The sequence below is a fragment of the Halomonas salsilacus genome (genome assembly GCF_051216275.1).
Lineage (GTDB): Bacteria > Pseudomonadota > Gammaproteobacteria > Pseudomonadales > Halomonadaceae > Halomonas.
In genome coordinates, this window is record NZ_JBPKAQ010000013.1 from 43,283 (window position 1) to 64,125 (window position 20,843).

Consider the following 20,843-nt stretch of genomic DNA (forward strand, 5'->3'; position numbering starts at 1 on the left):
CTTATCTCTCCCAGGTCGGGGCCGAATCGTTGTCAAAGGAGGCGTGCGCCGCGGAGAGCGGCCGTTTGGGGCGGTGTACCGCACCATCCACGGTGTCGCGCTCGTCCTCGGGCAGCATGCCCTGGCGCACCACCCGGGTCAGGTAGTAGACCCCCGCGCAGAACACCACCGCGTAGACCGCGACGTAGCCGATCAGCGTGAAGAGTGCCATCCCGCCGGTCAGCGAAGGCGTCAGCCCCTGGGCATGGCTCATCATCCCGTAGACCAGCCAGGGCGCGCGGCCCACCTCGGTGACGATCCAGCCGGCCAGCACCGCGATGAAGGGCGTCACGCTCATGACCCGCAGCAGTTGCAGAAAGCCGCGCTGCTCATAGATTCGCCCGCCGCGGCGCAGCCAGAGACCGGCAACGGAGACGGCAATCATGAGAAGCCCGAGGCCCACCATCACGCGGAAGGCCCAGAAGACGATCCACACCGGCGGCTGCTCCTCCCGGGGCACCTCGCTGATGCCAGGCACCACGCCGGCGGGATCATGCTTGAGGATCACGCTGGCCAGGCTCGGGATGCCGATCTCGAAGCGGTTGGTCTGGGCCTCCTGATCGGGAATTGCGAAGAGCAGCAGCGGCACGTTGCCACGGGTCTCCCAGTTGCCCTCCATGGCCGCCACTTTGGTGGGCTGGTGCTCCAGGGTGTTCAGGCCGTGGAAGTCGCCGATCACCGCCTGGGTCGGGGTCAGCACCAGCAGCAGCCACAGGCACATGGAGAGGGCACGTCGATTGGCCTCCACGTCGCGCTTGATCAGCAGGTACCAGGCGCTGACCCCGGCCACCACGAAGCCACCGGTCAGGAAGGAGGCCATCACCATATGGGCGAAACGCCAGCCGAAGGAGGGGTTGAAGATCGCCTCGCCCCAGGAGAGCACCCGAAAGCTGCCCTCGACCAGCTCTACCCCCGCCGGGGTATGCATCCAGCTGTTGGCCGAGAGGATCCAGAACGATGAGATGAAGGTGCCGAAGGCCACCATGCAGGCAGCGAAGAGGTGGACCCCCTGGGGTACCTTACCGCGGCCGAACAGCAGCACGCCGAGGAAGGCCGCCTCCAGGAAGAAGGCCGTGACCACCTCGTAGCTGAGCATGGGCCCCAGGAAGTTGGCCGAGGCGTAGGAGAAGTTGCTCCAGTTGGTGCCGAACTGGAAGGACATCACGATGCCCGACACCACCCCCATGCCGAATACCACGGCAAAGACCCGGGTCCAGAACAGGGCCAGGCGATCCCAGGCAGGGTTCTCGGTTTTATAGAAGAGCCCGTGCAGCAGGGCGATATAGGACGCCAGCCCGATGGTGAAGACCGGGAAGATGGCGTGAAAGGAGACCACGAAGGCGAATTGCAGTCGTGACAGCAGGAGAGGATCCAGTTCCATGACGCTTGCCTCGATACCACGAGTGAGTCGAGAACGTCGCAAGGGATGCGGGTGCACGCTCCGGTGCGTGTTGTGCCTTCGGCCGGCCCGGGTCGGACCCGCCGTGACGCATTCCACCTGGACACCAGTAACAGGTCGAGACTATAAGGACCCGCCAATGGGAGGAAAGTTGATCCGGGTCAGTGTGTCCTCTTGTCGCAGCCTGCTTGTCGCACTCCCTCCCCGCGTCAGCTACCGCCTCCGCTGAGCACCAGGCGCACTAGCCAGGCCGTATAAGTGAGGTACATGACCAGCAGTACCCCGCCCTCCAGCCGGTTGATGCGCCCCGCCCGGCCGCGCCAGCCCAGGGCGAAGACCGCCAGCATCAGGGTCATCGCCGCCATCAGGCTCCAGTCGCGCAGCAATACCTCGGCGCCCACCTGGATGGGGTGGATCACCGCGGCGAGGCCCACCACTCCCAGGGTATTGAAGAGGTTCGAGCCCACCACGTTGCCCAGCACCAGGTCGTGCTCGCGCCGACGCAGGGCGCTGATCGATGACGCCAGCTCCGGCAGCGAGGTGCCCACCGCCACCACGGTCAGGCCGATGATCAGATCGCTGACGCCGAACCCCTGGGCGATGGCCACCGCCCCCCACACCAGGATCCGCGAGCTGATCACCAGCAGCACCAGGCCGATGCCCGTCCAGGCCAGCCCCGCGGCCATCGACATCGGTCGTGCCTCGAGGCTCTCCTCGGTATCGGTGCCCAGGGGGTCGGCACCCTCGCGGCGAGCACGCCAGATGCTGAAGCCGATGAAGGCGGCCAGCAGCACCAGCAGCAGCGTCCCCTCCAGGCGACCCACCACCCCGCCCCACATCAGCAGCGCCGAGAGCAGGGTCGCACCGCCGAGGATAGGCATCTCGCGACGCACCACCGTGGAGTGCACCGCCAGGGGCGAGATCAGCGCCACCAGCCCCAGGATCAGGCCGATGTTGGCAATGTTGGAGCCGTAGGCGTTGCCCAATGCCAGGCCGGGATTGCCCTGCCCCGCCGCCAGCGCCGACACCACCAGCTCCGGCGCCGAGGTGCCGAAGCCGATCACCAGCATGCCGATCAGCAGCGGCGAAATACCGAAGCGCGCGGAAGTCGCCGCCGCACCGTCGACGAAGCGCTCGGCGCTCCACACCAGCAGGACCAGGCCCACCACCACCGCTACCGCAGGAAGGATCATCGTGTTGCCTCGGCGACATTCAGTAGTGCATGTTTATCTATGGTGCCCGCTGGGCCAACGTGTCACACTTTTGTCCGAGACCCGTTGGGCACGGCCGGGAGTGTAGGCCGCTCTTCGCCTCGGGTGAAGCCCCCGGAACCGACCCGCCAGCAAGGAGTGACGTCGCCCTTGGCCCAGCGCCCCTTCCGCCTTCTGGAACGCATGCCCTCGCTGCCCACCGAGTCACCGAGGGTCGATCGCACGCCGCCCGAATCCCGCGCGCGGCGGCGCCTGCGCGCCTGCCAGGAGTGCGACTGGGTGGTCGCCCTCCCTCCGCTGCGCGGCGGCGAACAGGCCGATTGCCCGCGCTGCGGCCATCCCCTGGTCAAGCGCCACCTGCGCCCGGCTCAGCGCAGCATGGCGCTGGCGCTCTCGGCGCTGCTGGCGCTGGCCATGGCGCTCTCCTTCCCCTTCATCAGCTTCAGCGTAGGCGGGGTGGGCAACCGCATCGAGCTCTCCCAGACCGCCACCACCCTCATCGGCTTCCATCAGCCGGTGGTGGCCGGGGCGGTGATCCTCACCATCATCGTGCTGCCGGGGGTCTACCTGCTCGGGGTGATCTGGCTGCAGCTGGGCCTGCTGCGCGATGATCCGCTACCGGCCAGCCGCGCCATCGCCCGCTCCCTGGCCCAGCTCAACCCCTGGATGATGGCCGATGTCTTCATCATTGGCGCCCTGGTCAGCCTGATCAAGGTGGCCGGCATGGCGCAGATCGAGCTGGGCGCCTCCTTCTGGGCCTTCTGCGTCTTCGCCCTGTTGCTGCTGATCACCACCCAGTCCATCGACGCCGACTGGATGTGGTTCTCCCTGGCCGGCGAGCCCCGGGCCCCCGTGGGCACCCGCACCGGCGAGACCGCCGCCCCCCAGGGACTGGCCGGCTGCACCACCTGTGGCCTGATCAATCGGCTCGACCCCGGGGGGCGGGGGCGCTGCCGACGCTGCGGCGATCGTCTGCGCAGCCGCCTGCCCCACAGCTTGCAGCGCACCTGGGCGCTGCTCGTCGCCGCCACGGTGATGTACGTTCCCGCCAATATCTACCCGATCATGACCACCACCAGCCTCGGCCACACGAGCCCCTCCACCATCATCGGCGGCGTGGTGGAGCTGGTCCAGATGGGCTCCTGGCCGGTGGCCGCGGTGATCTTCATCGCCAGCGTCATCGTGCCGGTGGGCAAGCTGGTGGCGCTGGCCTGGCTCTGCCTGGTGGTCAGCCGCAGCAACGAGCTCAATGCCGCGGTCCGCACCCGGCTCTACCGGCTCACCGAATTCATCGGCCGCTGGTCGATGATCGATATCTTCGTGGTGGCCACCCTGGTGGCACTGATCCGCGCCGGCTCGCTGATGTCGATTACCCCCGGACCCGCCGCCCTCGCCTTCGGCGCCGTGGTGGTAATCACCATGCTGGCGGCCATGACCTTCGACCCGCGGTTGCTCTGGGATGCACCGCTGCCGCGCCCTGACAAAAGGCGTGTTAGACGCGGAGCGGTTCAGGACCCACAGGGAACGCGCCAGGCATCACAAGGCTCAGGCCAGGATTTATCGAGAACAAGACAGGATTCACAAGGAACCCCCGGATGAGCGATGCACCCCGCGGCGAGGCCGCGACCGAGCAGGACCTGCACCGGGCCAAGCCCTCCCCCCAGGCCCGCTTCTCACCGATCTGGATCGTGCCCATCGTGGCCATGCTGATCGGCGTGTGGCTGGTCTATGACAACTACCGCAGCCGCGGCCCCCAGGTGACCCTGGTGATGGCCAACGCTGAGGGGATCGAGGCCGGCAGCACCCTGATCAAGACCCGCAACGTCCAGGTAGGACGCGTCGAGCGGGTCAACCTCTCGGAGGATCTCTCCACCGCGGTGATCACCGCCCGGATGAGCCCCGACACCGAGGCCATGCTGGTGGAGGACAGCCGCTTCTGGGTGGTCAAACCACGGGTGGGCCGCGAGGGGATCAGCGGCCTGGGCACGGTGCTCTCCGGGGCCTTCATCCAGCTCGAGCCGGGCGGCAGCGAGGTCACCTCCCGAGAGTTTCGGGTCAGCGACCAGCCGCCGGTGGCCCCGGCGGGGGCCGCCGGCCTGCGCATCAATCTGGTCAGCCAGCTCGGCAACTCCCTGCGCGTCGGCGACCCGGTCACCTATCAGGGCTATACCGTGGGCCGGGTCGAGGACGCTACCTTCGATGCCCAGACCCGACGCATGCAGCATCGCATCTTCATCGAGGCGCCCTACGATACCCTGGTCACCGACAGCACCCGCTTCTGGTCGGCCAGCGGCATCGACCTGCGCCTCGACTCCGAGGGCTTCCGGGTCAACGTGGAGTCCTTTGAGGCGTTGCTGGGCGGTGGCGTCACCTTCGGGGTGCCTGAAGACCTGCCCCTGGGCAGCCCAGTGGAACCGGACGTCACCTTCAACCTCTACCCGGACGAGGACAGCGCCCGCCAGGGCACCTTCAACCGCTACCTGGAGTACGTGCTCATGGTGGACGATTCGGTGCGTGGCCTCTCTCGGGGGGCCCCGGTGGAGTTCCGCGGCGTCCGCATCGGGACCGTGGCGGCGGTGCCCTGGAACTTCAATGCGCCCCAGCCCGAGGGCCGCACGGGCTTCTCCATCCCGGTGCTGATTCGCATCGAGCCCCAGCGGCTGGGCATCGAGAACCAGGACGTAGATCTTGCCGAGTGGCGGGAGCGCTTCGACCGCCTGTTCGGCGCGGGCCTGCGCGCCAGCCTCAAGAGCGGCAACCTGCTCACCGGGGCGCTGTTCGTCGACCTCAACTTCAACAGCGACCTGGCCGGCCAGCACGTGGCGGAGACCTTCGCCGAGAAGTCGGTCTTCCCCACGGTCGCGGGCGGCTTCGCACTGATCGAGGCCCAGGTGACCGACCTGCTGGCCAAGCTCAACGCTCTTGAGATCGAGCCGCTCCTGGCAGGGCTGGACCGCAATCTGGCCTCTTCGGAGGCGATGCTCGGCGAGGTGCGCGAGCTCTCCACATCGCTCCAGGGGATGCTCGACGACCCGGGCACCCGGGAGGTGCCGGCCAACCTCAACGCCACCCTGGCAGAGCTGCGCGAGACCCTTCAGGGGCTTTCGCCCGGCTCCACGGCCTACCAGGAGCTTACCGGGGCCGTGGAGCGGCTGGACCGGCTGATGCGCGACCTCCAGCCGGTGGCGCGCACACTGTCCGAGAACCCCCGCGCCCTGCTCTTCGAGAGCCTGGAGAGCGAGGACCCCATGCCCCGGGCCCCACGGTGACACAGACGGCGAAAGATGACGAAAGACGGCCCGCGAAAGGAGACGAAACGATGACGAGGCGATGGATGCTGGCGGCCCTGGCTGCCCTGACAATGACGGCTTGGCTCGCCGGCTGCGCCACCTCGAGCCCGGCACCGGCGCGCTACACCCTCCCCGAGGCGGCTGGCAGCGCGGCCGGCGCCGAGGCCGACCACCTGCTGCTGCTGCGTCCGCCGCGCCTGGCCCACTACCTGGACGTGGACGGACTGGTGATGCAGGTGGACGACATCACCCTGGTGGAGGCCCGTGGCCACCAGTGGGCCGAGCCCCTGGCCCGCCAGCTCGAGCGCGGCCTGCGCCTGCGCCTGGCCGCCCGGCTGCCCGACACCCGTGTGATGCGGGATGAGGCCGGCGTTCGCGAACCCGGGGCCCTCGACCTGCGCCTGGAGCTTGACCGCTTCCAGGGCCGCCACGACGGCCTGGCCGTGATCGGGGGCCAGTGGCAGCTGCGCGACGACCAGGGACGACTGCTGGCCATGGAGTCCCTGCGCGTGGAGACCGCGCTCGACGATGACGGTTACCCGGCGCTGGTGCGTGCCCTGGGCCGCGGCTGGGACGGCGCGGCCGATGCGCTTGCAGAGGCAGTGCGCCGCGCACGGTGAGCCCGGCCGGGCAGGCCAGTCCACCTTGGGCTATGGTCATCACAGGCGCGCCCGAGCGCATCACCTCACCACAGGGACGACCCCCATGCACGACGACTCCAGCCACGACGACGCCATTCCCCAGCACGAGACCGCCCCTCGTGAGGCGCAGCATGCCATTGCCCTGCAGCTTCAGGAGCTGGCCCGACGGGCGCGCCGGGCCCTGCTGGTCGCCCTCGCCAGCGACACCCACAGCCAGGACGCCATGGGCGAGCTCCAGGTGGCCGACGCGACCCTGACCGAGATCGCCGATCTTGCCGCCGAGCACAGCTTCGTCGCCCTGCCCGAACTCGACGACGTACGCCACGGCGTGGACCGCCTGGCCTGTCAGCTCTACCAGGACGGCGCCTGCGACGGCCTCGGCGAGGCCGAGCACGAGGCCTTCCTGGATCGCCACGCCCGTGCCCTCACCGCCCTGGACGGCATCGGGCCGGTCACGGCCCGGCGGCTATTCGCCCACGGCATCAGCGATCTCGACCAGCTGCGCGAACTCGGCCCCGAGGCGCTAGACGACGTCACCGGGCTCAATGCCGCCACCCTGGCCCGCATCCGCGCGAGTCTTGCCGTGGAAGACAAGGCGACAGACGCGAACGCGAAGTAGCTGCGCCGGCGCCGGCGATCTGGCATAATACTGCCACGCGGCATCTTTGTAGTCCCTCTTGCCGCCCCCTCTACTCGAATTTTTCTCGCCCCGGCCCGGGACTGCCCACGCGCGTTTGCGTGGCACGGCCGTGGCGTTTCTGCGGAGACCGCATGACCTTTTCCGACCTCGGCCTGCGTGCCGAACTGCTGCGTGCCGTTGAGGCACAGGGCTACACCGTTCCGACCCCGATCCAGCGCCAGGCGATTCCTGCCGTGCTCGAGGGCGGCGACCTGCTGGCCAGTGCCCAGACCGGCACCGGCAAGACCGCCGGCTTTACCCTGCCGATGCTCCAGCGCCTGGCTGATGGCCCCCGCCCTGGCCGCCGTGAGGTGCGCGCCCTTGTGCTCACCCCGACCCGCGAATTGGCCGCCCAGGTGGGCGAGAGCGTGGCCGACTACGGCCGCCACCTGACCCTGAAGAGCCACGTGATATTCGGCGGCGTCGGCCAGCAGCCCCAGGTAGACGCCATCCGCCCGGGCCTCGACGTCCTCGTCGCCACCCCGGGCCGTCTGCTCGACCTGCAGCAGCAGAAGCACGTGGACCTCACCAAGGTGGAGATCCTGGTGCTCGACGAAGCCGATCGCATGCTGGACATGGGCTTCATCCACGACATCAAGAAGATCCTCCGGGTCCTCCCCCCGAAGCGCCAGAATCTGCTCTTCTCGGCGACCTTCTCCGACGAGATCCAGGCGCTGGCCAACAAGCTGCTCGACCGCCCGGCGATGATCGAGGTGGCGCGGCGCAACACCACTGCCGAACTCGTCGACCAGGCGATCTATCGCGTGGACCGCGAGAAGAAGCGCGAGCTGCTGGCCCACCTGATCAGCCAGCACAACTGGCAGCAGGTGCTGGTGTTCACCCGGACCAAGCACGGTGCCAACCGCCTGGCCGAGCAGCTCTCCAAGCAGGAGATTCCGGCCATGGCGATCCATGGCAACAAGAGCCAGTCGGCGCGCACCAAGGCGCTGGCCGCTTTCAAGGGCGGGGACCTGCAGGTGCTGGTGGCCACCGACATCGCCGCTCGCGGCCTGGACATCAGCGAGTTGCCCCACGTGGTCAACTTCGAACTGCCCAACGTGGCCGAGGACTATGTGCACCGCATCGGCCGCACCGGCCGCGCCGGCAGCGAGGGCCAGGCGGTGTCGCTGGTCTGCGTCGATGAGCATGGCCTGCTGAAGGGCATCGAGCGGCTGATCAAGCGCGACCTCGAAAAGCGCATCGAACCCGGCTTCGAGCCCGACCCCAATGCCAAGCCCGAGCCCATCGAGAACGGCCGCAACCGCGGTGGCGGTGGCCGCAGCAACGGCCAGGGGCGTGGCAACGCCCAGGGCCAGGGCCAGCGTGGCCGCAACGAGCAGTCCCAGGCCCCCCGTCGCCGTCGCAGCGGCGGTGGCGGTGGTCGCCGGCAGGCCTGAGGCGGCTCGCCGGGGCGACTGGCCAGGGCTGCTGGCATAGTTGATTTGAATATGCGAATGTAGCCACCCTTTCGATCCCTGAAGCCTGAACACCATGCTGAAGCGACTACTGGGCAAGACCCCCATCGACGTCTGGGTGATCAAGCAGGTCGACATCGACCTGCTCCACCTGTGCGGCCGTGCCACCCTGGAGGCAAGACCCAACCGCAAGGCGGTGCTGGCGGCCCTCGAGGAGGGCCGCTTCGCCGGGGCCGTAAAGATGGCTACCGGCGGTGTGGTGCTCAACGCCAAGCTCTTCCAGGCGCTGGTGCCCGTGGAGCAGTGCGAACTGCTCCACGACAACCAGGCCCGCTGGCGAGGCCGGGACTGGAGCCTCTCGCAAGTGCCACAGCGCTGCTGGACCTTTCCGGGCCGACTGATCGCCCAGCCCGACCCGACGTCCGCCTCCGACGCCCTGATCAGCGCCGAGGATGTCGCCGGCATTCGGCAGCGGGTAGCGCAGTCCACGCCGCAACACCCCGGCGAGGTGGTCTTCCGGCCCGAGAATGCCAACGAGGACCACCCCTTGGTGGCGGCAAAGGACGACGGGGCTCTCGCGCCATCCCGTCCCAGGACGGGCAGAGAGTGGCGTCGTGACAGCCACTGATAGTCGCTTGACTGATTCCCCCTCTCGACGCACCCTGCTGGTGTTCATCGGGCTGATGGTGCTGGTTGGGCTCAACCTGCGTCCCGCCCTATCCAGCCTCGCCCCGGTGTTGAACCGCATCCAGCAGGATACCGGCCTGTCACCGCTTGCTATCGGCGCCCTCACCACCCTGCCGGTGCTCTGCCTGGGGCTCTTTGCGCCCATGGCGCCGTGGCTGGCCAAGCGGCTCGGGGCCGAACGGGCGCTTGCCTCTGGCTTGTTGCTGCTTGCCGGCGGACTTGCGCTACGTGGCGTCCCGCTGGTGGCGGCCCTGTTCCTTGGCACCCTGATGGTGGGTGCCGCTATCGGTGTGGCCGGCACCCTGCTGCCTGCCTTGGTCAAGCGCGAGCTGCCCGCCGGCGCCGACCTGATGACCGGCGTCTACACCATGGCGCTGTGTCTCGGCGGTGCCCTGGGCGCGGGGCTTAGCGTTCCCCTGGCCGACCACCTGGGCGGCTGGCATCTGGGGCTGGCCAGCTGGTCGACCCTTGCCGCCCTGGCGCTGGTCGCCTGGCTGGCGCTGGCCCCGCGCCGCGCCGAGGCGGCACTTCCCAGCCGGGCAGGCTCGATGCGTTCGGTGCTCGGCCAGCCGCTGGCCTGGCAGGTGATGCTGTTCATGGGCCTGCAGTCGTCATTGGCCTATATCGTCTTCGGCTGGCTGCCGACGCTGCTGATGGAGCGAGGCTACGGCGAGGGTGAGGCCGGCTGGATGATGGCCGCCTCGGTGATGGTGCAGCTTCCCGCGGCGCTCGCTGCCCCCTGGCTGGCCCGAATGGGCCGCGACCAGCGACCAGCACTGCTCAGCGTCCTGGCGATGATCGCCGCCGGATTCTGGCTGCTGCTCGTCGGGCCGGTGTCCCTGCGCTGGCTCGGCATCGTGCTCCTGGGCCTGGGCCAAGGCGGCGGCTTCAGCCTGGCGCTGACGTTGATCGTGCTGCGCAGCGGCAATTCCCGGTTGGCCGGCAAGCTCTCCGGCCTGGTCCAGGGCGGCGGCTATACGCTGGCCGCCATGGGGCCCCTGGGCGTAGGCGTGATGCTGCAGCTCGACCTGGGGCTTGTCACCATCACCGCGGTGCTGCTGGCGATCTGTGCCTCGGCCGCCGCCTTCGCCCTGTTCGCCGGGCGCAACCGCCGCCTGGAGATCGACGCCGAGGGCCGGCTGGTCACCCGCTGACCCCGTCTCACTCACGCCTGGCCCACCCTGCATGGCGGCCCCCCAGCCGGCCGGTTAGACTCACAGCACATCCTCCGGCGGCATTGTCAGCATGCGCAACGACAAGGCAGCGGCCCTCGAGGCCCGCGGACTGACCCGCACCTACCAGATGGGTGAGGTGACCCTCCAGGCCCTGCGCGGGGTGGACCTGACCCTCTATCGCGGCGAACTGCTGGTGATGCTGGGCGCCTCCGGCTCCGGCAAGTCCACCCTGCTCAACATCCTCGGCGGCCTCGACAGTGCAACCGAGGGAGAGGTGCGCTACCTCGATGAAGGCGGCCAGCGCCAGGACCTGACCCGCGCCAGCCAGCGTGCGCTCACCCGCTTTCGCCGCCACCACGTCGGCTTCGTCTTCCAGTTCTACAACCTGATCGCAAGCCTCACCGCCCGGGAGAACGTCGCCATCGTCACCGAGATCGCCCGGGACCCCATGACCCCGGAGGCCGCCCTGACCCTGGTCGGCCTCGGCGAGCGCCTCGACCACTTCCCCTCCCAGCTCTCCGGCGGTGAGCAGCAGCGGGTGGCCATCGCCCGCGCCGTGGCCAAGCAGCCCGACCTGCTGCTCTGCGACGAACCCACCGGCGCCCTGGACTTCCGCACCGGCATCCGCGTCCTCGAGGTGCTCGAGACCGTCAACCGCGAGACCGGCACCACGGTGGCGATCATCACCCACAACGAGGTGATCGGCGAGATGGCCGACCGGGTCATCCGCCTGCGCGACGGCCGAGTCGACGAGATCCACGTCAACGCCAGCCGTCGCCCGGCCCGCGAGCTGCGCTGGTGACCCCGTGCTGACCCTGGACCGCAAGCTCGTCCGCGACCTCTGGCGCCTCAAGGGGCAGGCGCTGGCCATCGCCGTGGTGATCGCCGGCGGCGTGATGACCCTGATCCTCTCGGTGACCACCCTGGAGGCGCTCTCGGGGGCCCGAGAGCGCTTCTACGCCAGCCACCACTTCGCCGAGGTGTTCGCCGACGTCAAGCGCGCGCCGCTGGGCGTGGTCACCCGCCTGCAGGAGATCGAGGGAATCAATCTGATCGAACCCCGAGTGCAGGCCGCCATGCGCCTCTCGGTGGAGGGCTTCGACGACCCGGTGCGCGGACTGGCCCAATCGATTCCCGACGGGCGTCAGCCGACGCTCAACCGTCTGTACCTGGTGGCCGGCGGCCTGCCCGAGCCGGGCCGCGACGACCAGGTGGTGGTCTCCGACGCCTTCGCCAAGGCCCACGGCCTGGTCCCGGGCGACCGCCTGGAGGCGATCATCGACGGCCGCCGGGTGCGGCTGCGGATCAGTGGCATCGCCCTGAGCCCGGAGTTTCTCTATCAGGTCGCTCCCACCGACCTGATGCCCGACTACCACCGCTACGCCCTGCTGTGGTTGAACCTGCGCACCCTGGCCAACGCCTACGGCATGGAGGGGGCCTTCAACCAGCTTACCTTGACCCTGCAGGCCGGCGCCCGCCGCGAGGCGGTGATCGACGCCCTCGACCTGGCGCTGGCCCGCTACGGCGGCACCGGCGCCTGGACCCGCGACGACCAGCCCTCTCACCGCTTCCTCGATGAGGAGCTCAACCAGCAGCGCCTCCAGGCCACGGTTCTGCCGGCGATCTTTCTCTCGGTCTCGGCGTTCCTGCTCCACGTGGTGATGGGCCGCCTGATCCAGACCCAGCGCGAGCAGGTGGCCGTGCTCAAGGCCTTCGGCTATCGCGATGCCGAGCTGGCGCGCCATTTCGGCCTGCTGGCCGGGATGATCGTGCTGCTGGGCTGGGCGCTGGGTGTGGCCCTGGGCGCCTGGGCGGCGAGCGGCATGGCCGGGCTCTATCGCGAGTACTTCCGTTTCCCCGAGATGCCCTTCCGGGTGCCGCTCTGGGCGCTGGCGCTATCGATGGCGATCGTCGCCCTGGCCGCCCTGCTCGGCACCTGGCGGGCGGTCAGGCAGGCGGTGAGCCGCCCGCCCGCCGAGGCCATGCGCCCGCCGGCCCCGCTGCACTTTCGCCGCAGCTGGCTGGAGCGTCTCCTGCCCGGGGCGCTTATCGGGCACGAGGGGCGCATCATCCTTCGCCACCTTGCTCGCCATCCGGCCAAGGCCGGCCTCTCGGTGGCGGGCATCGCCCTTTCCGCGGGCCTGCTGCTGATGGGCGCCTACCAGCTCGACGCCGTGGAGGCGATGATCGACCAGCAGTATCGCCAGGTGCTGCGCATGGACATGGAGCTCACCTTCGTGGAGGCGACCCCGGCCCGGGCCGCCGGCGAGCTGCGCCACCAGCCCGGAGTGCTGGCGGTGGAGACCTGGCGCCGAGTGCCGGTGACCCTGATTCACGGCCACCGCGAGGAGCGCACCAGCCTGCTGGGCATGAACCCCGAGCCACGGCTGCGCCAGGTGCTGGACGGAGATGGGCGTCCCCAGCGCCTGCCCGAGGCGGGCCTGATGCTGACCCGCTACCTGGCCGAGTCGCTGGAGGCCCAGGTGGGCGACGAGCTCGAGCTGGCAATCATGGAGGGGCAGCGACGTCGGTTGACGCTGCCGCTGGCCGCCCTGGTGGACGAACCGCTCGGGGTGGGCGGCTACCTCACCCGCGAAGGGCTCAATGCGCTGATGGGCGAGGGGCCGGCGATTAGCGGCGCCTGGCTGCTGGTGGATGCAGACCGGCGCGAGGCGCTCAACGCCGCCCTGTGGGAGATGCCCGGCGTGGCCGCCATCAGCCGGCTCGACCAGGCCGAGCGCGGCATCCGCGACTACCTGGACGAGACGATCCTGCTCTTTGCGGCGATCTTCGTGGCCATCGCCACCTCGATCAGCTTCGGCGTGGTCTACAACAACGCCCGCATCACCTTCTCCGAACGCGCCCGGGAGCTCGCCACCCTGCAAGTGCTGGGGTACTCCCGGGCCGAGGTATCGCGCATCCTGCTCGGCGAGATCGCCCTGCTGACGCTGGCCGCCATCCCGCCGGGCTGGGCCATCGGCATCGTCTTCAGCCGCCTGCTCAACCAGGCCTTCAGCAGCGACCTGTTCCGCGTCCCGCTGGTGCTCACTCCCCAGGCCTTCGGCATCGCCGCCAGCGGCGTCCTGGCCGCCTCGCTGGTGGTGGCGCTGCTGGTGGTGCGGCGCCTCGGCCGGCTGGACAAGCTGCGGGTGCTCAAGGCCGTGGAGTGACCAACCATGACGGACGCCAGGCTCAAGAGGCGTCCCTGTAGCACAAGGAGACCGACCGATGAGATCACATCACCCCTGGGTCCGCCTACTGCTATGGAGCCTGACCGGCCTCGTCCTGCTGGCGCTGCTGGCCTGGGCGCTGCGCCCGGCGCCGGTGCCGGTCAGCGTGGCCCGGGTCGGCGCCGCCCCCTTCGTCGACTCGGTGATCGAGGAGGGGCGCACCCGGCTGCGCGACACCTGGAACATCTCGGTGCCCATCGCCGGCTACCTGCAGCGGGTGATGTTGGAAGTCGGTGACGAGGTGGAGCAGGGCCAACCCCTGTTTCTCCTCGAACCCAGCCCCGCCCCGGCCCTGGACCCGCGTTCGCGCCAGCAGGCCGAGGACACCCTGCAGGCAGCCGAGGCGCGCTTGCGGGCCGTCCGGGCCAACCTGGAGACCGCCCGGGCCGAGCGGCGCTTCGCCGAGGCCGAGTTCGAGCGCTACCGCACCCTGCACCAGCGCAACCTGGTCTCCACCGCCGATCTGGACCAGCGCCGCAGCCAGCGCGACCGCCAGCGCGCCATCGAGAGCGCGGCGGTCGCCAGCGTCGAGGCGGCCCGCTTCGAGGTGGAGAGCGCCCGGGCGGTGTTGGCGGTGGCCAGCGGCCAACGCGACGACGTCGACCACCCCGCCCTGGAGGTGCACGCGCCCGTCGCCGGCACGGTGCTGACCCGTTATCGCTGCTGCGAAGGGAGCGTGGTCGCCGGGGAGCGCATCCTCGAGCTCGGCAGACTGACGGACCTGGAGGTCCAGGTCGACCTGCTCTCCATGGACGCCGTGCGGGTGCGCCCCGGCATGGCGGTGCGCCTGACCGGCTGGGGCGGCGATGAGGCGCTGGCAGGCGTGGTACGGCGCATCGAGCCTACCGGGTTCACCCGCATCTCGGCGCTGGGCGTCGAGGAGCAGCGCGTCCCGGTAATCGTCGACTTCGCCGAGGGGGTCGACCCCGCCACCCTGGGCCTGGGCAGCGGCTTTCGGGTCGACGCCGAGTTCCTGGTCTGGCAGGCCGACGAGGTACTGCAGCTGCCCACCAGCGCCCTGTTCCGCGCCGACGGTGAGTGGGGGGTGTTCCGCGTGGAGGAGGAGCGCGCCCGCCGGGTGCCGGTCACCCCCGGGCGGCGCAGCGGCCTCATCACCCAGGTACTGGAGGGGCTGGAGGCCGGCGACCTGATCATCACCCACCCCGGCGAGCGGGTCGACGAGGGCGTGCGGGTGCGACTCGACGGCTGAGCCTGGCGGCCCCGCACGGTCCTTCGTATCATGATTGGTCCCACCGCAACGCCCAACGCGACTCTCACCACCACCGGAGCCCGACCATGAGCGCCCACGCCACCGTTCCCCCCCTGCGCCCCCCGCTGGTGATCTACACCGGCGGCACCCTGGGCATGGTGGAAAGCGACTCGGGCCTGGTGCCGGGCGGCGATATCGAGGCTCGCCTGGCCCGCGCCCTGAACGCCCTGCCCGCACAGCGCCGGGCGGCGATTCCCGAGCATGAGGTACTCGCCTTCGCCGACCCCATCGACTCCAGCGCCGCCACCCCTCGGGAGTGGCAGCGGCTGGCACGCGAGATCGCAAAGCGCCATCGTGAGCATGCAGGCATCGTGGTACTGCACGGCACCGACACCCTGGCCTGGACGGCCTCCAGCCTCGCCTACCAGCTGCAGGGCCTGGATCGGGCCGTTGTGGTGACCGGCGCCATGCAGCCGCTGGAGACCGAGGGCAGCGACGCCGCCGACAACGTCGAGCTGGCGCTGCGTTTTGCCGTCAATCCGGCACTGCAGGAGGTCGCCATTGCCTTCGGCGGCAGGCTCATGCGCGGCGTGCGGGGGCGCAAGTGGCAGACGCGGGACGCCCGCGCCTTCGCCAGCCCCAACTACCCGCTGCTCGGCGAACGGGTCGGCGATGACGCCATCCTCTACCCGGGGCGGGGCCTGGCGCGCCAGCAGCACGGCGCGCCACGCTTCGAACTGCCCGACTACGCCCCGCTAGCGGAAGGTGGCATGGCGCGCCTCGTGCTGTGGCCGGGCGTCACCGCCCGCCAGGTCGCCGCCTGGCTCGAGGATCCCGCGCTCAGGGGGGCCATGCTGGAGGTGTGGGGGGGCGGCAACGTCCCGGAGGATCCCGGCCTGCTCGGCGTGCTCACCGAGGCCAGCGGTGAGGGCAAGCTGCTCGCGGCGATCAGCCAGTGCCCCCATGGCGGCATCGACATCGGCCACTATGCGGCCGGCCTCGGGCTGCGTGCGGCTGGGGTGCTCTCGGCGGATGACATGACGCCGGAGGCGACCCTGACCAAGCTCGTCCACCTGCTGGCCCAGCCGCTCACCGATGAGGAGCGCCGCCGGCGCTTCCTCACCCCGCTGGTGGGGGAACGCTGACGGCCGCCTTCACTAGCGTTGACGCCGGTCATGCAGCGCCGAGCGCAAGCCGCTATGGTGGGTACTCCGACACCGCAAGGAGAGCCGCCATGGAACACCCCGATCATCCCTTCACCGAACTCTTCGAACAGCTGGGACTGGCCTCGGATCCAGAGGCGATCAAGCGATTCATCGAGCGCAACGGGCCCATCGCGGAGGACGTCGCCCTGCCCGATGCGGCCTGCTGGAACGAGGGCCAGGCGGAATTTCTGCGCGAGGCCATCGAGGAGGACGCCGACTGGGCCGAGGTTGTCGACCACCTGAACGCCTCGCTGCGCAAGACCTAACCCCACCGGCCAGGCTAGCTGTTCGCTGCCTGGCCGTTGGATTCCACTCGGCGCCGCACCCAAGCGCCGAGCAGCAATAGTGCGGTGAGCGCCAGCAGAGGCAAAACCACGCTGATGCTCATCACCTCGTCGCTCTCCACCGCCTCCAGCGCGCCATAGATCGCGCTGGCATAGACCGCCCACTTCACTCCGAGGCCGATGATGGCCGCCATCAGGAAGGTGCCCAGGGGCAGACGCAGCAGGCCGGCGGCATAGTTGACCACCGAGTGAGGAAAGCCCGGCAGCACGCGCAGGGCGCACTGGGTCAGGAAATCGCTGCGCTTCTCGAGACGGCGCATGATCTTGCGGGTCAGCCCCTTCGGAGTCCAGCGATCCCCCACCCGGGCGGAGAGCCAGTAGGCGCCGAGTGCACCGACGACGCTGCCGACGATCAGCATGGGCGTGGCCGCCAGGGGGGTATAGAAGGGCGCGATCAGCCACAGGCCGATGCTGCCGGGCAGGCCGAGCGCCAGGGTCACCGCCATCACCAGGATGACGCCGATGATCACCGCGGGATGGTGTGAGGCCTCGGCGGCCCAGCGCTGCATGTCGGCCAGGTCCGGAGAGTGCCAGATCCACAGGTAGAGGGCCATCAACAGCACCCCTCCCACCGCCACCATCCGCCAGGGCCAGCGCAGTGAACTATCGTTGAACATCCATCGTCTTCCGGTGCACGCAATCCTTCATGGTGCCACGCCGGACGCGCCGAACGCCAGCGTGAGACGGGATCGGCCCGGACTCTCGGGAGGCCGGGCCGATAGCGTTACAGCAGAGCCGACATCGATCAATAGAGGACGTCGCGAATGACCCGGTAGATGATCTCATTGGCGGCGTCGACCAGGATGGCATCGGGTCCCGCGCGGCGCCACTCGTAGCCTTCGTAGCGTGGCAAGTTGCTCAGCGAGCGCTCGTCGAAGCGCTTGGCGATGCCGGGGGGCAGCGGCTTGCCGCGCTCANGTCGACCAGGATGGCATCGGGTCCCGCGCGGCGCCACTCGTAGCCTTCGTAGCGTGGCAAGTTGCTCAGCGAGCGCTCGTCGAAGCGCTTGGCGATGCCGGGGGGCAGCGGCTTGCCGCGCTCAAGGTTCATGCGAATGCCCGGCGGCAGGCTGGCGCGCTCCTCCGCGCGGACCCAGTCGCGGCGCTCACCGAACAGTCGACGCAGTTCTCGCTCGTCGAGACTCGGTTCGCTGCGATAGCGATCGTCACGACGCTCACGGTTGCTGTAGCTCTCCCGGTCGCGTTCGCGATCACGCCATTCGCCATCTCGATGAGCGCGGTCATGGTAGCGATCTCGATCGCGATCCTGCTCCTGGAACTCCTGCCGGCCGCGGTCACCCCGGCTTGGCTGGCCCTGCTCTCTCCGCTCCTGTCGCGGGCCTTTTCCCTGACCTTGCCCCTGGCCCTGGCCCTGAGAAGCTCCATGGCCGCGACCGGGGTGGTCGGCGGGCTGGGCCAGGGCGTGACCCGTGGCCATCAGCAGTACCAGGCTTGAGGTGGCCAGGGCCAGGCGCAGATCGACTCGCTTGCTCATGTGAACCTCCGGTTCCATGGGGGATGCGTATCAGGCTAGCCCCCAATGATGCAGCCGGTGTGGATACGACTGTCGCTCTTCAGCGACGGGGGCCAGGCAACGGCAGCCAGGAGCCTCCTCACACCTCGCCCCTCGGTGCTATGTCAGATCCCGCATCAGCAGCGCGAACTCGATGCGCTCGGAGGCGACGGCCTCGCCAGGCACCGGGATGCGCACCACATGGCCGGAGCCCGGCGCCGCGCCTACGGATTCGCCGCGCTTGTTCTCGATATGCTCGAGCACGAAGCGACGGTTGCCGCCGGGGAGCATTAGCTCCATGCCGTCGCCTACCTCGAAGCGGTTCTTGACGTCCACCTCCAGCGCGCTGCGATCCGGGTCATAGCCGATCACCTCGCCGACGAACTGCTGGTGGACTCCCACCGAGTTGCCCTGCTCGTAGTTCTGGTACTCGTCGTGGACATGGCGGCGGTAGAAGCCCTCGGTGTAACCGCGGTTGGCCAGGTTGTCGAGTTCGTCCATCAGACGCATGTCGAAGGGCCGGCCGGCCACAGCGTCGTCGATGGCGCGGCGGTAGACCTGGGCGGTACGCGCCACATAGTAGTGGGACTTGGTACGCCCCTCGATCTTCAGCGAGGAGATGCCCATCTCGGTGAGCTGCGGCACATGCTGCACGGCGCGCAGGTCCTTGGAGTTCATGATGTAGGTGCCATGCTCGTCCTCGAACACCGGCATCAGCTCGCCGGGGCGGGTGCGATCCTCGATCAGCGCCGAGAGCTCGTCCTGGCCCTCCACGCCGCCGGCGGTGGCCGTGCCCTGGGGCGCGGTCTCAACCATCGACGTGCTGCCGCCGCCGGAGGCGATCAGGCCACCCTGCGCACTCCCCTGCCCTGGCGTCCAGACGCCGCTGGCCGCATGGGCGGCCGCCGAGTTGGCTGGAACCAGGTCGCCGGTCTCGTCGTGGGCGGCGGCCACGGTGTTGTACTTCCAGCGGCAGGCATTGGTGCAGGTGCCCTGGTTGGGGTCGCGATGGTTGAAGTAGCCGGAGAGCAGGCAGCGCCCGGAGTAGGCGATGCACAGCGCGCCGTGGACGAAGGTCTCGATCTCCAGATCCGGGCACTCGGCGCGGATCTCGCCGATCTCTGCCAGCGACAGCTCGCGGGACAGGATGATGCGGCTGATGCCCTGGCGCTGCCAGAACCTCGCCGCGGCCCAGTTGACCACGTTGGACTGCACCGACAGATGGATGACCTGCTCCGGCCAGCGTTCGCGCACCATCATGATCAGGCCCGGGTCGGACATGATCAGCGCATTCGGGCCGGCCTCGATCACCGGCTCCATGTCGCGCAGGTAGGTCTTCAGCTTGCTGTTGTGGGGCGCGATATTGGACGCCACGTAGAACTGCTTGCCCCGCTCGTGGGCATAGGCGATGCCCTTGTGCAGGTTGTCGATCTTGAAGTCGTTGTTGCGCACGCGCAGCGAGTAGCGCGGCTGGCCGGCATAGACCGCATCCGCCCCGTAGGCGAAGGCGTAGCGCATGTTCTTGAACGTTCCCGCGGGGGAGAGCAGTTCGGGGGCTTGCATGTGGGATCACCGTTGTCAGGACGATGGCACCCCGGGCGACAGCGCCGCGGGTGCAGTGGGGTGGAAAGGCGCGGAAGTCTAGCAATTGCGGGGGAATCTGGCCAGAAAGTGACGACTTGCGTACACTGCGCGGCACCGGACCGGACCCCGGAATGCCGCTTCGACGGCCCGAAATTTTCCGACCAGAGTTGACCTATGACCCTTTGCGCTTCCCCCACGGTGGCCGATCGCATGCTCTACCCCGACTGCCGCCCCGAGTTCGTCGAGGCGATGAATGCCGTGGCAGGCATCGCCAACTTCGAGGCCGTCGAGATCCACGCCCCCTACGTGCGCGCCACCAAGGCACAGATCCTCGCCGACGGTTTGGCCATGGGGCTCGACTACATCGATACCTGGACCTGCTACCGGGGCGAGGCGATGGCCTGCGGGCGCTGCGGCAGCTGCCGCGAGCGCATGGCGGCCTTCGCCGAGAACGGGGCCGTCGATCCCCTTTCCTGTGTCACCCGACGCCAGCAGGCGGAATCATGAGCCAGGGCGACTGCCGCCCCGGCTGCGGGGCCTGCTGCATCGCCCCCTCGATCAGCACGCCGATTCCCGGCATGCCCGAGGGCAAGCCGGCCGGGGTGCGTTGCGTTCAGCTGGATGCGGACAACCTCTGCCGGCTGTTCGGCAACTCGCGTCGGCCGGTGGTATGCGAGCAATTCGGGTTTGATATGGCGCTGTGCGGGGAGCGGCGCGATCAGGCGCTGGAGCGCATCGCCGCACTGGAGATCGCCACCAGATAGCGGATCGGATAGCGGAAACCGAGCGGCCTCAGGCGATGCGACCCAGGGTCCTGAGCGTCTGCAGCAGATCGGCTACCTGTTTGGCGGGCTGGTGATACTCCTGCATCAGCGCGCGAAGACGATCCTCGAAATGATCCGAGCCAGGCGCCTCGTCCTCCTGGGCAGGTATCTCGGCGAGGGACGAAGGTTCTTCGGAACTATCAGGTCCAACATCGGGGCCCTCGAGTTCGCGAAGCGCCTCGGCAAAGGCATCATCAAGTTCACGGAATTGGCGCAGTTTCTCACGCTCGTCCAGGGGTTTTCGCTGTGTCTGCTGTTTCATTCTTGACCGGTCGTTCGTGGTGACGGTAAAGGGGAGCACATCGGGGAAATCAACATGGAACACGTCGCTCCCTGATAAGTCTGAGTCGCTTGCCAGTATATCGCCATCGCGTCCGGGAGCGAAGTCGGTGAGCCAT

At 69.0% G+C, this 20,843-nt stretch carries 20 protein-coding genes and 1 pseudogene; 14 read left to right on the forward strand and 7 right to left on the reverse strand.

What is annotated here, in order from left to right:
- Position 1: 1 nt before the first annotated feature.
- Both ACR80S_RS15940 and ACR80S_RS15945 read right to left on the reverse strand, forming a co-directional pair.
- Positions 2–1,420 carry a cytochrome ubiquinol oxidase subunit I gene (locus ACR80S_RS15940; RefSeq protein ID WP_435403802.1) on the reverse strand — a complete coding sequence of 473 codons (1,419 nt, stop codon included), beginning with the start codon at positions 1,418–1,420 and terminating at the stop codon, positions 2–4.
- Between the two features lie 227 nt (positions 1,421–1,647).
- Positions 1,648–2,631, reverse strand: coding sequence for a calcium/sodium antiporter (locus ACR80S_RS15945; RefSeq protein WP_435399566.1), 984 nt, complete (start codon positions 2,629–2,631; stop codon positions 1,648–1,650).
- Between the two features lie 201 nt (positions 2,632–2,832).
- Between ACR80S_RS15945 and ACR80S_RS15950 the strand changes: the two genes are divergently transcribed.
- The 12 genes from ACR80S_RS15950 to ACR80S_RS16005 all read left to right on the forward strand — a co-directional run bounded on the left by ACR80S_RS15950 (position 2,833) and on the right by ACR80S_RS16005 (position 16,447).
- Positions 2,833–4,248 (forward strand): PqiA/YebS family transporter subunit, encoded by a 1,416-nt coding sequence (locus tag ACR80S_RS15950; RefSeq protein ID WP_435400072.1) that lies wholly within the window; start codon positions 2,833–2,835, stop codon positions 4,246–4,248.
- Positions 4,245–5,918 carry an intermembrane transport protein PqiB gene (gene pqiB / locus ACR80S_RS15955; RefSeq protein WP_435403803.1) on the forward strand — a complete coding sequence of 558 codons (1,674 nt, stop codon included), beginning with the start codon at positions 4,245–4,247 and terminating at the stop codon, positions 5,916–5,918. Before ACR80S_RS15950 ends, pqiB begins: the two co-directional genes overlap by 4 nt.
- Before the next feature lie 50 nt (positions 5,919–5,968).
- On the forward strand, positions 5,969–6,559 hold the full coding sequence (locus tag ACR80S_RS15960) for a PqiC family protein (protein ID WP_435399564.1): 591 nt from the start codon (positions 5,969–5,971) through the stop codon (positions 6,557–6,559).
- Positions 6,560–6,644: 85 nt separating this feature from the next.
- The gene (locus ACR80S_RS15965) at positions 6,645–7,199 is read left to right on the forward strand and encodes a helix-hairpin-helix domain-containing protein (RefSeq protein ID WP_435399563.1); all 555 of its coding nucleotides are present in this window, start codon (positions 6,645–6,647) and stop codon (positions 7,197–7,199) included.
- A gap of 152 nt (positions 7,200–7,351) precedes the next feature.
- Positions 7,352–8,656 carry a DEAD/DEAH box helicase gene (locus tag ACR80S_RS15970; RefSeq protein ID WP_435399562.1) on the forward strand — a complete coding sequence of 435 codons (1,305 nt, stop codon included), beginning with the start codon at positions 7,352–7,354 and terminating at the stop codon, positions 8,654–8,656.
- Positions 8,657–8,750: 94 nt separating this feature from the next.
- Entirely contained in the window at positions 8,751–9,302 is a 552-nt protein-coding gene (locus tag ACR80S_RS15975; RefSeq protein ID WP_435399561.1) for a hypothetical protein, read from the forward strand.
- A 55-nt stretch (positions 9,303–9,357) separates the two neighbouring features.
- Positions 9,358–10,515, forward strand: coding sequence for an MFS transporter (locus ACR80S_RS15980; RefSeq protein ID WP_435403822.1), 1,158 nt, complete (start codon positions 9,358–9,360; stop codon positions 10,513–10,515).
- Between the two features lie 91 nt (positions 10,516–10,606).
- On the forward strand, positions 10,607–11,338 hold the full coding sequence (locus tag ACR80S_RS15985) for an ABC transporter ATP-binding protein (protein ID WP_435403804.1): 732 nt from the start codon (positions 10,607–10,609) through the stop codon (positions 11,336–11,338).
- Positions 11,339–11,342: 4 nt separating this feature from the next.
- Complete coding sequence (locus tag ACR80S_RS15990) at positions 11,343–13,706, forward strand: ABC transporter permease (RefSeq protein WP_435403805.1); 2,364 nt, start codon at positions 11,343–11,345, stop codon at positions 13,704–13,706.
- Positions 13,707–13,764: 58 nt separating this feature from the next.
- Positions 13,765–14,976: an efflux RND transporter periplasmic adaptor subunit gene (locus tag ACR80S_RS15995; protein WP_435403806.1), complete on the forward strand. Its 1,212-nt coding sequence runs from the start codon at positions 13,765–13,767 to the stop codon at positions 14,974–14,976.
- Positions 14,977–15,062: 86 nt separating this feature from the next.
- Positions 15,063–16,121: an asparaginase gene (locus ACR80S_RS16000; protein WP_435403807.1), complete on the forward strand. Its 1,059-nt coding sequence runs from the start codon at positions 15,063–15,065 to the stop codon at positions 16,119–16,121.
- Positions 16,122–16,210: 89 nt separating this feature from the next.
- Positions 16,211–16,447, forward strand: coding sequence for a DUF2789 domain-containing protein (locus tag ACR80S_RS16005; RefSeq protein ID WP_435403808.1), 237 nt, complete (start codon positions 16,211–16,213; stop codon positions 16,445–16,447).
- A gap of 14 nt (positions 16,448–16,461) precedes the next feature.
- Here ACR80S_RS16005 and ACR80S_RS16010 read toward each other — a convergent pair whose 3' ends face one another.
- From ACR80S_RS16010 to trhP, 4 genes are all read right to left on the reverse strand, one after another.
- Entirely contained in the window at positions 16,462–17,142 is a 681-nt protein-coding gene (locus tag ACR80S_RS16010) for a TVP38/TMEM64 family protein (RefSeq protein ID WP_435403809.1), read from the reverse strand.
- Positions 17,143–17,270: 128 nt separating this feature from the next.
- Entirely contained in the window at positions 17,271–17,480 is a 210-nt protein-coding gene (locus ACR80S_RS16015) for an anti-virulence regulator CigR family protein (protein WP_435403810.1), read from the reverse strand.
- Entirely contained in the window at positions 17,384–18,037 is a 654-nt protein-coding gene (locus ACR80S_RS16020) for an anti-virulence regulator CigR family protein (RefSeq protein ID WP_435403811.1), read from the reverse strand. Before ACR80S_RS16020 ends, ACR80S_RS16015 begins: the two co-directional genes overlap by 97 nt.
- A gap of 120 nt (positions 18,038–18,157) precedes the next feature.
- On the reverse strand, positions 18,158–19,600 hold the full coding sequence (trhP, locus tag ACR80S_RS16025; protein ID WP_435403812.1) for a prephenate-dependent tRNA uridine(34) hydroxylase TrhP: 1,443 nt from the start codon (positions 19,598–19,600) through the stop codon (positions 18,158–18,160).
- Between the two features lie 225 nt (positions 19,601–19,825).
- Here trhP and ACR80S_RS16030 point away from each other — a divergent pair.
- Both ACR80S_RS16030 and ACR80S_RS16035 read left to right on the forward strand, forming a co-directional pair.
- A pseudogene (locus tag ACR80S_RS16030) lies at positions 19,826–20,128 on the forward strand (7-cyano-7-deazaguanine synthase); the annotation flags it as partial.
- Positions 20,125–20,385, forward strand: a complete 261-nt coding sequence (locus ACR80S_RS16035) for a YkgJ family cysteine cluster protein (protein WP_435403813.1) — start codon at positions 20,125–20,127, stop codon at positions 20,383–20,385. The pseudogene ACR80S_RS16030 and the gene ACR80S_RS16035, both read left to right, overlap by 4 nt.
- Before the next feature lie 28 nt (positions 20,386–20,413).
- On the opposite strand, the gene ACR80S_RS16040 is transcribed toward ACR80S_RS16035, so the two are convergent.
- The gene (locus ACR80S_RS16040; RefSeq protein WP_435403814.1) at positions 20,414–20,770 is read right to left on the reverse strand and encodes a hypothetical protein; all 357 of its coding nucleotides are present in this window, start codon (positions 20,768–20,770) and stop codon (positions 20,414–20,416) included.
- Positions 20,771–20,843: the final 73 nt, after the last annotated feature.

Bases quoted from the DNA above. Each gene is read 5' to 3' on its own strand.
- ACR80S_RS15965 (WP_435399563.1), top strand. From the start codon at position 6,645: ATGCACGACGACTCCAGCCACGACGACGCCATTCCCCAGCACGAGACC.
- ACR80S_RS15940 (WP_435403802.1), bottom strand. From the start codon at position 1,420: ATGGAACTGGATCCTCTCCTGCTGTCACGACTGCAATTCGCCTTCGTG.
- ACR80S_RS15980 (WP_435403822.1), top strand. From the start codon at position 9,358: ATGGTGCTGGTTGGGCTCAACCTGCGTCCCGCCCTATCCAGCCTCGCC.
- ACR80S_RS15950 (WP_435400072.1), top strand. From the start codon at position 2,833: ATGCCCTCGCTGCCCACCGAGTCACCGAGGGTCGATCGCACGCCGCCC.
- ACR80S_RS16000 (WP_435403807.1), top strand. From the start codon at position 15,063: ATGAGCGCCCACGCCACCGTTCCCCCCCTGCGCCCCCCGCTGGTGATC.
- ACR80S_RS16010 (WP_435403809.1), bottom strand. From the start codon at position 17,142: ATGTTCAACGATAGTTCACTGCGCTGGCCCTGGCGGATGGTGGCGGTG.
- ACR80S_RS16005 (WP_435403808.1), top strand. From the start codon at position 16,211: ATGGAACACCCCGATCATCCCTTCACCGAACTCTTCGAACAGCTGGGA.
- pqiB (WP_435403803.1), top strand. From the start codon at position 4,245: ATGAGCGATGCACCCCGCGGCGAGGCCGCGACCGAGCAGGACCTGCAC.
- trhP (WP_435403812.1), bottom strand. From the start codon at position 19,600: ATGCAAGCCCCCGAACTGCTCTCCCCCGCGGGAACGTTCAAGAACATG.
- ACR80S_RS15985 (WP_435403804.1), top strand. From the start codon at position 10,607: ATGCGCAACGACAAGGCAGCGGCCCTCGAGGCCCGCGGACTGACCCGC.
- ACR80S_RS15995 (WP_435403806.1), top strand. From the start codon at position 13,765: ATGAGATCACATCACCCCTGGGTCCGCCTACTGCTATGGAGCCTGACC.
- ACR80S_RS15975 (WP_435399561.1), top strand. From the start codon at position 8,751: ATGCTGAAGCGACTACTGGGCAAGACCCCCATCGACGTCTGGGTGATC.
- ACR80S_RS16035 (WP_435403813.1), top strand. From the start codon at position 20,125: ATGAGCCAGGGCGACTGCCGCCCCGGCTGCGGGGCCTGCTGCATCGCC.
- ACR80S_RS15970 (WP_435399562.1), top strand. From the start codon at position 7,352: ATGACCTTTTCCGACCTCGGCCTGCGTGCCGAACTGCTGCGTGCCGTT.
- ACR80S_RS15960 (WP_435399564.1), top strand. From the start codon at position 5,969: ATGACGAGGCGATGGATGCTGGCGGCCCTGGCTGCCCTGACAATGACG.
- ACR80S_RS15945 (WP_435399566.1), bottom strand. From the start codon at position 2,631: ATGATCCTTCCTGCGGTAGCGGTGGTGGTGGGCCTGGTCCTGCTGGTG.